The 13,619-nt window shown below is 35.2% G+C and carries 13 protein-coding genes; 4 read left to right on the top strand and 9 right to left on the bottom strand.

Going from position 1 to position 13,619, the window contains the following annotated elements; genetic code table 11:
- Window positions 1-12 precede the first annotated feature (12 nt).
- The 6 genes from IR213_RS05905 to IR213_RS05880 form a co-directional block, all read right to left on the bottom strand.
- Window positions 13-729 carry an anaerobic ribonucleoside-triphosphate reductase activating protein gene (locus tag IR213_RS05905; protein WP_317173122.1) on the bottom strand — a complete coding sequence of 239 codons (717 nt, stop codon included), beginning with the start codon at window positions 727-729 and terminating at the stop codon, window positions 13-15.
- Window positions 686-856, bottom strand: a complete 171-nt coding sequence (nrdD, locus tag IR213_RS16465; RefSeq protein WP_108723451.1) for an anaerobic ribonucleoside-triphosphate reductase — start codon at window positions 854-856, stop codon at window positions 686-688. Before nrdD ends, IR213_RS05905 begins: the two co-directional genes overlap by 44 nt.
- Complete coding sequence (locus tag IR213_RS05895) at window positions 846-2,954, bottom strand: ribonucleoside triphosphate reductase (protein ID WP_194311380.1); 2,109 nt, start codon at window positions 2,952-2,954, stop codon at window positions 846-848. Before IR213_RS05895 ends, nrdD begins: the two co-directional genes overlap by 11 nt.
- A 41-nt stretch (window positions 2,955-2,995) precedes the next feature.
- The gene (gene ric, locus IR213_RS05890) at window positions 2,996-3,727 is read right to left on the bottom strand and encodes an iron-sulfur cluster repair di-iron protein (RefSeq protein WP_194311379.1); all 732 of its coding nucleotides are present in this window, start codon (window positions 3,725-3,727) and stop codon (window positions 2,996-2,998) included.
- Window positions 3,728-3,964: 237 nt separating this feature from the next.
- Window positions 3,965-5,674, bottom strand: coding sequence for a lysine--tRNA ligase (gene lysS, locus IR213_RS05885; RefSeq protein WP_194311378.1), 1,710 nt, complete (start codon window positions 5,672-5,674; stop codon window positions 3,965-3,967).
- Window positions 5,675-5,975: 301 nt separating this feature from the next.
- A complete protein-coding gene (locus tag IR213_RS05880; RefSeq protein ID WP_228479101.1) occupies window positions 5,976-6,701 on the bottom strand; it encodes an ArsR/SmtB family transcription factor in 726 nt (241 codons plus the stop codon).
- Between the two features lie 39 nt (window positions 6,702-6,740).
- Between IR213_RS05880 and IR213_RS05875 the strand changes: the two genes are divergently transcribed.
- From IR213_RS05875 to lipB, 3 genes are all read left to right on the top strand, one after another.
- Window positions 6,741-7,907, top strand: coding sequence for a cytochrome P450 (locus tag IR213_RS05875; protein ID WP_194311377.1), 1,167 nt, complete (start codon window positions 6,741-6,743; stop codon window positions 7,905-7,907).
- A 17-nt stretch (window positions 7,908-7,924) separates the two neighbouring features.
- Entirely contained in the window at window positions 7,925-8,272 is a 348-nt protein-coding gene (locus tag IR213_RS05870; protein ID WP_194311376.1) for an antibiotic biosynthesis monooxygenase family protein, read from the top strand.
- Window positions 8,273-8,379: 107 nt separating this feature from the next.
- Window positions 8,380-9,084 carry a lipoyl(octanoyl) transferase LipB gene (lipB, locus tag IR213_RS05865; protein ID WP_194311375.1) on the top strand — a complete coding sequence of 235 codons (705 nt, stop codon included), beginning with the start codon at window positions 8,380-8,382 and terminating at the stop codon, window positions 9,082-9,084.
- 125 nt (window positions 9,085-9,209) lie between these two features.
- On the opposite strand, the gene IR213_RS05860 is transcribed toward lipB, so the two are convergent.
- The 3 genes from IR213_RS05860 to IR213_RS05850 form a co-directional block, all read right to left on the bottom strand.
- The gene (locus IR213_RS05860; RefSeq protein ID WP_194311374.1) at window positions 9,210-9,977 is read right to left on the bottom strand and encodes an MBL fold metallo-hydrolase; all 768 of its coding nucleotides are present in this window, start codon (window positions 9,975-9,977) and stop codon (window positions 9,210-9,212) included.
- A gap of 74 nt (window positions 9,978-10,051) precedes the next feature.
- Window positions 10,052-10,624 (bottom strand): Crp/Fnr family transcriptional regulator, encoded by a 573-nt coding sequence (locus IR213_RS05855; RefSeq protein WP_194311373.1) that lies wholly within the window; start codon window positions 10,622-10,624, stop codon window positions 10,052-10,054.
- Window positions 10,625-10,816: 192 nt separating this feature from the next.
- Window positions 10,817-11,476: a ribonuclease HII gene (locus tag IR213_RS05850; protein WP_194311372.1), complete on the bottom strand. Its 660-nt coding sequence runs from the start codon at window positions 11,474-11,476 to the stop codon at window positions 10,817-10,819.
- Window positions 11,477-11,649: 173 nt separating this feature from the next.
- Between IR213_RS05850 and IR213_RS05845 the strand changes: the two genes are divergently transcribed.
- Window positions 11,650-13,605, top strand: a complete 1,956-nt coding sequence (locus IR213_RS05845; RefSeq protein WP_194311371.1) for a putative porin — start codon at window positions 11,650-11,652, stop codon at window positions 13,603-13,605.
- The last annotated feature ends 14 nt before the right edge of the window (window positions 13,606-13,619 follow it).

The raw sequence follows: 13,619 nt of genomic DNA, 5'->3' as shown, positions 1-13,619 counted from the left end.
TTAGAAATTAGTTTACTCTCTTAAAATAATCTTTATCGTTTGTGTGGATAATTTTTCGCAGTCGATTCTATTATTAGAACGTTCTAATTTTGAAAGTGTTTCCACATTGTTTTTAAAATACTGTATGTAATAATTGCCTGCAAAGTTCTTATTTTCCAAAAAGTGAACCATTTCCCGTAAATCTTCTTCTGCCAACAAATCAGAATGATAAGTTGTCCGAACCTCAAAAGGAATTTCAATTTTTAACATCAAATCTAATGTTTTTTCGAAAGAATCATAAAAATCAGATTGTGTGATGGATTGAAATTTTGATTTTGGAGCTTTAAAATCCAAGGCAATATAGTCAACCAAGTTTTGGTTAAGCAATTGTTGCATCGTGTCAGGCAAACTTCCGTTGGTGTCAATTTTTACCAGAAAGCCCATCTTTTTGACTTTGGCTATCAGTGTAAGGATATTTTTATGCAAAACACATTCTCCGCCGCTAAAAACAACGGCATCCAACAAGTTTTTTCGAGAATGCAGAAAAGAAAGTATTTTTTCGAAAGAAAGGCTTCCTTTTCCTAGCACGATTTCTGGGTTGTAGCAATACAAACAACGCATATTGCAGCCTGCAAACCAAAGAATGCAGGCTGATTTATGCGGATAATCCAATAAAGTGAATGGCGTTAAGCCGTAAATGGGCTTGCTAACATTTTCCTTCAGTGAAATGAGTTCGTTGTTTGTGTTCACCTTTTTTGCCAATATTAAAACTTTCTACGGGTCTGTGATAGCCCATTACACGCGTGTAAACTAGGCATTTCGTTCTCAAATGCTGGTTTTCTTCTAAAATCGGATTCGTTTTAGTTTCAGTTTTCATATTTTAATTTTTTTTGTTTTTCAATTAGGGCATCATCACATTTTGGACAATATTCGTGTTCACCATTCAAATAACCGTGAACAGGACAAACACTAAACACGGGAGTCACCGTGATGTATGGCAGTCTGAAACTCGACACCACTTTTTTGACAAACTGTTTGCAGGCTTCCGGCGAAGTCATTTTTTCGCTCATGTACAAGTGTAAAACAGTTCCTCCGGTATATTTACATTGCAATTCATCTTGCAAGAGCAAAGCTTCAAATGGATCTTCGGTATGATCCACCGGAATTTGGGAACTGTTGGTGTAATAAATATTATCATCTTGTCCGGCTTGTATGATATTTGGGAAACGTTTTTTGTCTTCTTTGGCAAAACGATAGGTAGTTCCTTCGGCTGGCGTGGCTTCAAGATTATATAAATTCCCGGTTGCTGACTGAAACTCTTTCATTCGTCCGCGAATATGTTCCAGAATTTCGGAAGCAAAATCAATTCCTGTTGGAGACGTTACCGTATCTTGACTTCCAGTAAAATTCACAATCATTTCATTGATTCCATTTACACCAATAGTTGAAAAGTGGTTTCTGAAATGTTGCAAATAACGTTTGGTATAAGGATACAAACCACGGTCGTACATTTCTTGAATGAATACACGTTTTTTCTCTAAAGTCGATTTAGAAATATATAATAATTTGTCTAATTGTTTGTATAATTCTTCTTTGTTTCCTCTGTATAAATAGCCTAAACGTGCCATATTTATGGTTACAACGCCAATACTTCCCGTCATTTCGGCGCTACCAAAAAGCCCATTTCCACGCTTTAATAATTCGCGCAAATCGAGTTGTAAACGGCAACACATACTACGAACAGCATTGGGTTTATACGCACTTTCATTTTCTACTTTGTTTCCATTTTCGTCCAATTTATATTGGCTTCCTATGAAATTTTGGAAATATGATGAACCAATTTTCGCTGTATTTTCAAAAAGCAAGTCGGTATTTTCTCCATCCCAGTCGAATTCTTCGGTAATATTCACAGTTGGGATGGGGAAAGTAAAAGGCTGCCCGTTGGCATCGCCTTCAGTCATTACGGTATAATATGCTTTGTTGATGAGGTTCATTTCTTTTTGAAAATGTTCATAACGCAAATCGGTAACTTTCACAACTCCGCGTTCTTGAGCTCTAACTAAAAGGTCATGATTGAAATTGTTTTCGAAAAAATGAAAGTCGTTTTTTGTTGGAATTTGAGTTTTTAAATCTTCCGGAACTACCCAATCCAAAGTGATATTTGTGAAAGGGGATTGTCCCCAACGTGCAGGAACATTCAAATTATAGACAAAACTGCGTACAGCTTTCAACACGTCGTCAAACGACAAATCATCTTTGAAAACATATGGAGCAAGATACGTATCGAATGAACTGAATGCTTGTGCACCAGCCCATTCGCTTTGCAAAATCCCAAGGAAATTCGCCATTTGTCCCAAAGCTTCCCTAAAATGGGAAGGTGCTTTGCTTTCGACACGACCGCGAATTCCGTTAAAACCTTCGTTCAACAAAACACGCAAACTCCAACCAGCGCAATATCCTGTCAGGCAATCTAAATCGTGAATGTGTACGTCGCCATTTCTATGGGCATAACCTTCTTCTTTGGTGTAAACCTTATCCAACCAATAATTAGCAATGATTTTTCCGGCAACATTATTCACTAAACCAGCATTAGAATAAGACGTGTTTGCATTAGCATTGATGCGCCAATCGGTTTGTTCAATATATTCTGCTATGGTTTGCGAGCTGTCAACATAAGTGGTATCATCATTGATGCCTTCAATGTGTTCCCGTTGTAGTTTTCGGGTGTGACGGTACAACATAAAGGAACGCATTACTTCAAAATATTGTTTTTCGAAGAGGCTTTTCTCGATTAAATCCTGAATTTCTTCGACTGCCCAGGTTTCTTTGGATTGCAATCCTTTGATAACATTTTCAAAAACACTTTCGTCAATTGCTATGGTGGCACTTTTAAAACTTTTTGCGATAGCATCTTCTATTTTAAAACTTTCAAACGGTTTGTAATCTCCGTTTCTCTTGATGACGTATTTTTCCATAGTATTAACGATTTTGTGTTTTGTATTATTTGGATGTTTTTTTATTCTTCGTTGGAGAAAAATTTCTCTAAAGCTTTTGCTTTGGGAAACAGAATATTACTTTCTAAATGAATGTGTTTGTGCAGATCCTGCTCGAATTCTTCCAGCATTGCGTAGGTAACTCGATACGTATTGCAGGCATCTTCTGGCGGGGTGTAATTATTGGTAAGTGAAGCAATTGTTCGGAAACGTTCGCCTTCGTTATCGTGTTCCACCATCATTGCTGCAATGGGATTATTTACGGTTCCAAAATGGGGTTTGCCAATAGAACCATGACTTTTTGTGGCATTAATCATTCTATTAACGAAAGGAAATAAAACCAATTCTTCTTTTTTCATATGCGGCTCTAATTCTCCTGCACTAGCTTTAAAGAGTTCAGTAATTTCGAATAATTCAGGATGATTGCTTCCGTGTACGCTACACAATTTATCCAAAAACTGGATAATTACTGGAGTTTTTTCTTCAACAAAACGGTGGTGGGTTTTCTCGATATGATCTATCAATAAATCCAAAGGCCAAGAATTAAAATCAATTCCAGAATCATTTTTTGTTGCTAGAACAGCATTTAACTCATTTAATAAATTGGCTTCGTTTATATTCTTCTTGGTACAAACTTCATCGATAGTTCTTTGTCCTTTACAGCAAAAATCTATTCCATATTTTGTGAAAATTGCGGCAGTCCTATAATCGTGAGCAACAAAATCTCCAATCGTAGTTTTTTCTTGTATGTTCATAATTTTGATTTTAATATAGGTTTAAATGTCAATGTATTAGAAGTATTTTTAACTTCATTTTACTGACTATAATTTTACTGATTAATAATTTTATTTAATATGATTTAAATCATATTTCCTTTTTATTATCAACTTTTTTATTAACAAAAGTTCATAAAAAAAGGAGCTCGATTGAGCTCCTTTTTTACGTTTCAAAACCCGATAGGTTTTTAAAATCTGCCAGTTTTATAAACAAAATTATCCTGCTATTTCCACAATTTTTTTATCTTCTACTAAACTCACTTTTACCAATCCGTGTTTTGCCAAGCCTTTCATTGCGGCATCCCATTTCTTGCCACTCAAATCAGATTTGATTTTCAAAACACCCAAATCCATTTTGTTTTCATTGGTTTGCAAAAGCGCAATGATTAATTTTTCTTCATCCAACAATTCAATTTGAACTTGTTTTTTCTCTGGTCGCATTTGAGGAAATAATAAAACTTCCTGAATAGAAGCATTATTCGTCAAAAACATAATCAATCGGTCCATTCCAATTCCTAATCCAGAAGTTGGAGGCATTCCATATTCTAAAGCTCTTAAGAAATCTTCGTCAATAAATTGAGTCGCTTCGTCGTCGCCTTTTTCGGCTAAACGCAATTGCTCTTCAAAACGCTCTCTTTGGTCAATTGGATCATTCAATTCAGAATAAGCGTTTGCCACTTCTTTACCGCAAACCATCAATTCGAAACGTTCCGTAAGTTCCGGATTGTCGCGGTGTTGTTTGCACAAAGGCGACATTTCCTTTGGATAATCCGTGATGAATGTGGGTTGAATGTAATTTCCTTCGCACTTGGCTCCAAAAATTTCGTCAATCAATTTTCCTTTTCCCATCGAGGCGTCAACGTCGATTCCCATTGCCCTTGCCGCTTCGAATAATTCTGCTTCAGATTTTCCGGAAATATCAAAACCCGTAAAATGTTGGATGGAATCTGTCATCGTAACCCTTGCATACGGCGCTTTGAAATTGATTTGGTGTTCGCCAAAAGTTGCATCGCTGGTTCCGTTAACTGCAATAGCGCAATGCTCGAGCAAGTTTTCGGTAAAATTCATCATCCAGTTGTAGTCTTTGTAGGCCACATATATTTCCATGGCGGTAAATTCCGGATTGTGCGTTCTGTCCATTCCTTCGTTACGGAAATTTTTCGAAAACTCATAAACACCATCAAAACCGCCCACAATTAATCTTTTCAAGTACAATTCGTTGGCAATCCGCATATACAACGGAATGTCAAGCGAGTTGTGGTGCGTGATGAAAGGCCGAGCCGCAGCACCACCAGGTATTGGTTGCAAAACCGGAGTTTCCACTTCTAAATACCCTTTGTCATTAAAGAACGAACGCATCGCATTGAACATTTTTGTTCTCTTGATAAACGTTTCTTTCACGTGGTCGTTTACCGTTAAATCTACGTAACGACGACGGTATCTTTGTTCTGGATCCGAAAAAGCATCGTGTGTTTTTCCGTCGGCATCCGTTTTTACAATTGGTAAAGGTTTCAGGGCTTTTGCCAAAACCGTCAAACCATAAACGTGAATGGAGATTTCACCTACTTGCGTTTTAAAAACCGTACCGCGAACCCCAATAAAATCGCCAATATCCAGCAGTTTTTTGAAAACCACATTGTACATCGTTTTCTCTTCATCGGTCGAAATGTCATCTCTCGAAACATAGATTTGAATGCGTCCATTGGCGTCTTTCAATTCCGCAAATGAAGCTTTTCCCATAATACGTTTTCCCATCAAACGGCCGGCCAGAACCACTTCCTTACCTTCAAATTTCTCAAAATCTGCCAGGATTTCGCTGGAATAAGCGGTTGTGATAAATTCGGCTGCGGGATAAGGTTCAATGTCTAAGTTGCGTAATTCTGTGAGTGCTTCTCTGCGGAGGATTTCTTGTTCGGATAATGCCATTCTGTTCTGATTTTAAGAGTGCAAAGATAAGAAAAGATTGCAGATTTCAGATTTCAGATTTCAGATTTTTTGGGGGCAGAAATGGGGACGGTTTCAATTGGCATTCGTTCTGTCTTTTTAAAGTCCCCAGCCTTTTTAAGACCGGAATTTTTAGAAGAAACGACCCGTTTTGAAGCGGTCACTTCAAATTTAAAAGTTTTTTTGTGATTGAAGAATCTGGGATAGCGATTTTCGAAGTTTAATATTCTTTCCAAATCGTGATTTCCTGTTCGTTATCCAAAACTACAAGCCTTTGCCTTTCCTATTCTAGATCCAATTTAAAATACTTGTAAAATTCTTTTTGTCCCTTGGAAGTAACAATAATTGCTCTTGAATTTTTTGTCCGTCTTATCCAGTCAGCCAACAACATTTTATCAAGTAGTGCAGTTGCAAGCGAGCCGGCGATGTGGTGTCGTCTTTCGCTCCAATCGAGACAAGGCCGTAAAAAAGACCGTCTTTTTTTCTTTAATTCTTCGATATCTATCCCTAATTCTGAAAACCATTTTTGTCCTTTTAGGCTTACTTCCAAAACATTGTCATTGTCAACAATTATCTTTTGGTGTAGAAGACCGTCAGTGATTGCCACACCCACTTTGCCCGCCAAATGGTCATAACAGGTTCTACATTGTCTAATGGCTGAATTACTCGCTTTATGTAAATCGTGTTTGTCCGTTGATTGAGGGAGAAGACTTGCCATTGCTTCAATAGCATAGGCAATTTCTTTTCTGGAAAATTTATAGTATTTATGCCTTCCTTGGCTTTCCACACTTAACAACCCAGCCTGTATCAACTTGGTCAAGTGCATGCTAATGTTTTGTGCTGAAGTGTCGGCAACAATAGCTAATTCCGTTGCAGTAAATGCTTTCCCGTCTAACAATGTCCACATAATAGTCGCCCTAGTTGGGTCGCCAATCAAAGAAGCAATCTGTTTAAATTCATTTTCCATTCTCATACAACCACACTTCAATATAGAATGAAGTATCGACATACAAAGCTAACTACTTTTGTAGAAATAAACATATCAAATATGACAGAAATTTTATTACAATCCGAATTAAAAGATCCTTACGCACAATATGAAACCCTGCTTTCAGACAATTCTGTACGCTGGAATCAAGAGAATAAGCTATGGGCGATTTATTCCTATGAGAATTGCAAAGCAGTTCTAAACTCCAATGACGCCCATATTCCAATTAATAATTTGGACAATAAGGATGATGGACTGAATGAATATGCCTTTTTAGTAATGAATCAAGTCGCACGATTAAGCAATGGTATTCAGCATGAAATTGCCAAACAAACGGCTATGCTTTTATTTGGTAAAATGACAGCCGTTTCAATAAATGAAATATTTGAAAAGCTAATCAAAAACACTGAAGACGAACTTGAAATAGACTGGGTGGATGCCGTTTGTAAAAAGCTGCCCATAAATGTCGTTCTGAAAAGTTTTGATTTTAATGATGAGGATTGTGAATTTATTTCGACTAAAATGGAGCAGCTTATAAAAATAATGTTGCCCGACAAAACGGAAGAAACAGTACTGCTTGTTAATGAAGTTTCAAAAAAAATAACTTTCATCACAAAAAATCACCTTACTAAAAAAGGCATCCTAAAGGAGGAAATAAGAACACTGTCTGAAAAACACAAAATCAGCACGGACAAAGTCTTTTCATTTGTTGTGAGTAATTTAATCGGCCTTTTCATTCAGAGTTACGATGCGGGTAGAGGTGTGCTAAGTAATTCATTGTTGCAGGCTTTAAAATTTGGCAGTTCAGAAACCCAAAACTTTAGGGATATAAATTATTTGGAAAGATTTGTAATTGAAACGTTGCGATTTGATTCTCCAATCCATAATACAAGAAGGGTAGCCGTTGCTGATATTGTGTTAAACAACATTGTCATAAAAAAAGGGGAACTATTATTTCTTGTGCTTGCTTCCGCAAATCGTGACCCCAAAAAATTTGAAAATCCAAAAATATTTGATGTTGAACGACCCAATAATAGCGAAAACCTAACATTCGGACTTGGAAGCCACATGTGTTTGGCTAAACATTTTTCAGTCCATTTGACAGCCCGAACTTTGCTCTATTTGTTTCAACGGTACAACAACATAAAACTACTTGATAAAGATCTGCAATACGAGCCAATGATTAATGCAAGGCTTCCAAAACAAATTTTAATTTCCATTTCATAATTTAAAAACAAGAAAAAATGATTGCAGTAATTTTTGAGGCAATTCCTCATGCAGACCAAAAAAATGAATATTTTAACATCGCGTCAGCTTTAAAACCTTCACTTGAAAAAATTGATGGTTTTATTTCCATAGAACGCTTCCAAAGTTTTAATGACCCCGAAAAAGTTTTGTCGCTTTCCTTCTGGAAAAATGAGCAAAGCATACAGCAGTGGCGCAGCTTGGAAATGCACCGCCATGCGCAGTCACAAGGCAGGGAAAGCATATTCAAGGACTATCATTTAAGGATTGCCAATGTCAGTCGGGATTATGGAATGTTTGACAGAAAAGAAGTACCTTCCGATAGTAAGGTTGCCCATGATAAATAGTGGAGTGTTTATTTTCTATGAAGACATGAAACATTATTTTTTTAAAGGTAATTCCAGTAGTTTGCCATCATTCAAAACTTTGTAACTTTGCCATTCAAATAAATGCAATGAACAAAACCATCCAACTTCAAGATTTAGGACTCAAAGATTATAAAGCCACTTGGCAATACCAGGAAGAATTATTCAAAGGAGTTGTTGATTTAAAAATCAAGAATAGAAGAGAAGAAACGACTATAGAAACTCCCAATTATTTCCTTTTCGTTGAACATCCTCACGTGTATACATTAGGGAAAAGCGGTGATTTAGAAAACCTCCTTTTATCCGAAAAACAACTCGAAGCCAAAGGTGCAACTTTCTACAAAATCAATCGTGGTGGCGATATTACCTATCACGGCCCGGGCCAAATTGTGGGTTATCCTATTTTGGACTTGGAAAATTTCTTTACCGATATTCACAAATATTTGCGTTTTCTGGAAGAAGCCATCATCCTGACTTTGCAGGAATACGGCTTAACCTGCGGCAGAAGCAATGGCGAAACAGGGGTTTGGCTGGACGCAGGAACTCCATTTGCCCGAAAAATTTGTGCGCTTGGGGTTCGCGCTTCTCGCTGGGTAACGATGCACGGTTTTGCATTAAATGTAAATGTGGATTTGGGTTATTTTGATAACATTATTCCGTGTGGTATTCGTGGTAAAGCGGTAACTTCTTTAAATGTTGAATTGGGTGTAGAAAAAGTGGATGAAGCCGAGGTAAAGGCAAAAATATTGAGCCATTTCACTCAATTATTTGAAGCGGAATTTGTAATTATTTAATTGGTTACGGACAATGCAGATTAAACGAATTTCGTCATGCTTAGGAGGATAAAAACTTTTCAACACGGGTTTCATTATTCGTGCTGCGCACGCAACAAAACCCTTAGTTGTTGGTGGCAGTTTTATTAATATGTTCTGCTTTCTCCGTCATTTGGAATAAATATTTTTTCAGAAAGTCCAATTTTTGAAACTTCTGCTTTTAATTGTTGTCTTGTTGTTGGACAATGATTTACGGCTTCTAAATGATTTGCAATTACTTTATTTGGTGCATTTTGTACAAATCTTAAAATATCGTCCATTCTCATTAATAAAGGTTGAAAAACATCTAATTGTGCTGTACCGCAAGCCACAACCGAAATTTCGGGTTTTAATTCCGTCAACACTTTGTGTACATCATTTGTATAAATTGTGTCAGCACTTAAATATATAGATTTTTCATTCAATAATTCAATGTGAAACCCCATTACATTTCCCATTGGTTTGGCTACAAATCCGTAACCGTGAACTGCTGGAATACCTTGAATTTTTCCACCTAAAAAACTGCTTTCTTTCCAATATTCAACAGTTTGGGAAACGTTTAATCCTTTTTTTCTTAATGTGACTTCGTCTTTTATGCTACAAATAACAGGAATTTGTTTAGAGCGAAGAAAATCCTCAGCTTCTTTGTCTAAATGGTCTGGATGCAGATGCGTTATTAAGCAATGTGTTGTTTTTTCAACAATATTCATTGCATTGCTTGGCAAATCTAAAATAGGATTTCGTTGTGGTTTAAAACGGAAAAGTGTGAATGGTGGTCCTGCTGTCCCTTTTTTTCCAAGCATTGGGTCAACTAAAATTACTTTATCTCCAGTTTCTATGACCAAAGTTGCATTTCGCAAATGATGTACTTTCATTGTTTTATATTTTTAAATTAAAAGTGCAAAGTAGCCCATTGTAAAAATGTTTTCCATTGATTGAAATCAAGAAATCAAATTCTCTTTCTAATTCTACTTAAAGTTTCAGGTGTAATTCCTAAATATGAAGCTATATGATATTGAGGAATTTTTAGTAACCAATCTGGTTTTGTTTTCATAATGTCAAGATATAATTCTTCCGCGGTATTTACAAAATGATTAAATTCTTCGGTTTCTTTATTGACAACAATTCGTTGAAAAATAGTTTCAATAAACAACTTGCCACAATTATATTGGTTTGTAAAATTTAAGAAATTTTCTTTGGATAAAACTCTCAAATCTACATCAATCAAACATTCTTGATGTTTTTTTGTTGCGGAAGAATGGGTAAACGAAGAAAAGTCTGTTATAAAACCTGAATTTGTATAAAAATTTATATTTTTTTCTTTGTCGTTGGTTGCATAATATTCCCGAATAATGCCTTTGTCTAAAAAACGAAGTTCATATTCTATATTTCCATTTTCTAAAATGATTTCCCCCTTTTTGTATGATTTAATAACAAAAGTATTTACAAACTCTTCTAAACCTTCTTTATTAAAAGGAAATTCATTACTAAAAAATAAAGATAATTTGTCTGTTTCTGTCATTTTATTGTTAAAGTTGTTTCTATGGTTTGTCTCGGAAAAATTGCCGCCAATTTGTATTTTAAGTCTGATAAAATCAAACAAAGCCATCCAAATTTGGGATAAATAGGTATCGTAAACGTCAGACTTTATTTGTTTCCCAAATATATAAATAAATCTTTACAAATTATCAAAAGGGCTTTTATTAAAAACAAACTAGATATCTAATTTCAACTGTTCGGGCAACAATCGAAATGTCATTCTATGGTATTTGGTTACGCCATATTTTCGTATCGCTTCCCGGTGTTCTTTCGTTGGATAGCCTTTATTTTTTTTCCAATTGTACATTGGGAATTCCTCGTGAATGGCATTCATATAATCATCCCGATACGTTTTTGCCAAAACCGAAGCAGCGGCAATGCTCATATATTTCGAATCTCCTTTTATGATACTTTGGTTGGGAATTGATTTTAACAATTCAATTTCAGCTTTAGAAAATTGTTTTCCAAAAGTGGTTGCTAAACCCAATTTTGCGTTCAATAAACGGTTGCCATCGACAATAATAAATTCCGGAACCGGATTTAATTTCAAAATGCATTCTTGCATTCCTTTCATTGAAGCATTCAGAATATTGATTTCATCAATTTCATTTGGATGTAAGTGCGTTACAGCAAATGTAATAGCTTGGCTTTCGATAATGGGCCGGAGTTTTTCTCTGGTTTTTTCGGATAATTGCTTGCTATCGTTCAGAATTGTGTTTTCAAAATCCTCCGGGAGAATAACTGCCGCTGCGGTAACTGGACCGGCAAGACAGCCACGTCCGGCTTCGTCGGTTCCGGTTTCCAGGATAAATTTCGAAAAATTAGCAAGCAGCATATCAATTGTATTGGAACAACAAATATTGTAAAATTTTCTTCAAAAAAGTGCGTTTTATTTCTATTTGCTAAAACATTCCCATAAATCAAAGCGTTTTTTTATTTATATGTTTTTTCATTTACCTTTGCTTTAATAAATTTTTAGAATAATTACCTAATTATATACCGCTCCAAATGAGGATTCTCTTTTTCTTATATCTTTTAGTTTTGCCTACGCTCCTGTTTTCTCAAGAAAAAAAGACTAATGAAATAGATTTTAACAGTAAATACAACAGTTCTGACTCCATAAAAAAGCCAAAAGAGAAGGTTGCTACGATAGATTTGTATCGCATAATTACTTTGGAAAGAGACACCACTTATATTGATACTTCATTGACTATTAAAAAACTGTATAGCTTTAATTACTTGCGCAAAGACAATTTTGGTTTGCTGCCTTTCCCTAATGAAGGACAAACTTATAATACCTTGCAATACAGTTTAAACAGTTTTTCGCCATATCCAGAATTTGGATTCAAGGCAAAACATTTTAATTTTCTCGAAGCAAACCAAATAAGATACTGTTCTGTGGCAACTCCTGTTACGGAATTTTATTTTAAAACCGTGATGAAACAAGGCCAGAATGTGGATGCTTTTTTTACCGTGAACACTTCTTCTAGATTCAATTTTTCGCTGGCTTACAAAGGATTACGTTCAGAGGGAAAATATATTAATCAATTGTCAAGTACTGGAAATTTTAGGTTTACGGCAAGTTATAACACCAAAAATCAACGGTATTTTGCCAATGCACATTTTGTGTCCCAAGATATTTTAAATGAGGAAAATGGCGGAATTACAAACATTGAAGACTTCGAGAGTGGCAATGTTAATTTCGTAAATAAAGATAGATTAGAAGTTTATTTAACGGATGCCAAATCATTTTTAAAAGGTAAACGGATATTTTTAGACCATTCTTTTAGGATTAATTCAGTTAAAGGAAGCAATAATTTGTATGTGACCCATCAGTTTAACTACGAAAACAAATATTTTGAGTACAATCAGGCAACAGTAGCTTCGTCTGTTAATGGCAAAAAAGTTTATAGATTTGGAGATTCCTACAAAACTAGCGGGATAAATGATCAAACACATTACAATAAAACCTATAATAAAGTAGGGCTTGTTTATGAAAACACGACCTTAGGGAAGTTTCAGTTTTTTGCCGATGATTTTTTTAGCAATTATTACTACAATCAAATATTAATTCTGGATAGTCAAACGGTTCCTAGTTCTCTAACCCAAAGAATAAATACAGTTGGAGGTCAATATGACTATCAAAAAAACAAGTGGAACGGAAAATTTTTATTTTCAAGGTCGATAACAAATCAATCTTTATCTAATCTGGATGCCAAGTTGCAATATAGTTTAGATGAAGATATGCAGTTGTCATTTGAATACCAAAACATGAACAAATTGCCCAATAACAATTTTAATTTGTACCAAAGTAGTTATGTAAATTACAATTGGTCGAATGATTTCAAGAACGAAAAAATAAATTCTATCATCGTTAATGCCACAACTCCTTGGGTGGAAGCATCCGTTCAATATTCAACATTCAATGATCATTTATATTTTGAAGATGTTTCAAGCGTAAGCGAAATAGCTATGAATCAGCAGATAATTGCACCGGCACAATATGTAAATACCATCAATTATTTATCGGTTAAAGCGAGTAATGAATTCAGGTTTGGAAAATTCGCATTAGCCAACACCCTTTTATATCAAAAAGTAGATCAATCAGATGCTATTCTTAATGTTCCGGAGTTTCTTACCAGAAACACATTATACTATTCTCAAGAGATGTTTCATAAAGCCTTGTTTTTGCAAACTGGTGTAACGTTTAATTACTTTACTAACTATTATGCGAATGAATATAATCCGGTAATTGGAGAGTTTTTTGTCCAAAACAAGAAAGAAATTGGGAATTTTACCAACTTTGATTTTTTTGTCAATGCTAAGATTCAAAGAACCAGAATTTATTTCATTGCCGAACATTTTAATTCTTCTTTTTCAGGAAATAATTTTTATTCATCGCCTAATAATCCGTATAGTGATTTTATGATTCGTTTCGGTTTGGTTTGGAATTTCTTCCAATAAATTTAAATTTTTAA

The organism is Flavobacterium soyangense (assembly GCF_015277675.1).
Classification (GTDB): Bacteria; Bacteroidota; Bacteroidia; order Flavobacteriales; family Flavobacteriaceae; genus Flavobacterium; species Flavobacterium soyangense.
Note: the sequence above shows the minus strand (reverse complement) of the source record. Positions and strands in the feature narration are given on the sequence as shown.

What these genes read in the sequence shown, in the direction of transcription:
- nrdD (WP_108723451.1), bottom strand. Translation starts at nt 856, where the DNA reads ATGAAAACTGAAACTAAAACGAATCCGATTTTAGAAGAAAACCAGCAT.
- IR213_RS05895 (WP_194311380.1), bottom strand. Translation starts at nt 2,954, where the DNA reads ATGGAAAAATACGTCATCAAGAGAAACGGAGATTACAAACCGTTTGAA.
- ric (WP_194311379.1), bottom strand. Translation starts at nt 3,727, where the DNA reads ATGAACATACAAGAAAAAACTACGATTGGAGATTTTGTTGCTCACGAT.
- lysS (WP_194311378.1), bottom strand. Translation starts at nt 5,674, where the DNA reads ATGGCATTATCCGAACAAGAAATCCTCCGCAGAGAAGCACTCACAGAA.
- IR213_RS05880 (WP_228479101.1), bottom strand. Translation starts at nt 6,701, where the DNA reads ATGTCGATACTTCATTCTATATTGAAGTGTGGTTGTATGAGAATGGAA.
- IR213_RS05875 (WP_194311377.1), top strand. Translation starts at nt 6,741, where the DNA reads ATGACAGAAATTTTATTACAATCCGAATTAAAAGATCCTTACGCACAA.
- IR213_RS05870 (WP_194311376.1), top strand. Translation starts at nt 7,925, where the DNA reads ATGATTGCAGTAATTTTTGAGGCAATTCCTCATGCAGACCAAAAAAAT.
- lipB (WP_194311375.1), top strand. Translation starts at nt 8,380, where the DNA reads ATGAACAAAACCATCCAACTTCAAGATTTAGGACTCAAAGATTATAAA.
- IR213_RS05860 (WP_194311374.1), bottom strand. Translation starts at nt 9,977, where the DNA reads ATGAAAGTACATCATTTGCGAAATGCAACTTTGGTCATAGAAACTGGA.
- IR213_RS05855 (WP_194311373.1), bottom strand. Translation starts at nt 10,624, where the DNA reads ATGACAGAAACAGACAAATTATCTTTATTTTTTAGTAATGAATTTCCT.
- IR213_RS05850 (WP_194311372.1), bottom strand. Translation starts at nt 11,476, where the DNA reads ATGCTGCTTGCTAATTTTTCGAAATTTATCCTGGAAACCGGAACCGAC.
- IR213_RS05845 (WP_194311371.1), top strand. Translation starts at nt 11,650, where the DNA reads ATGAGGATTCTCTTTTTCTTATATCTTTTAGTTTTGCCTACGCTCCTG.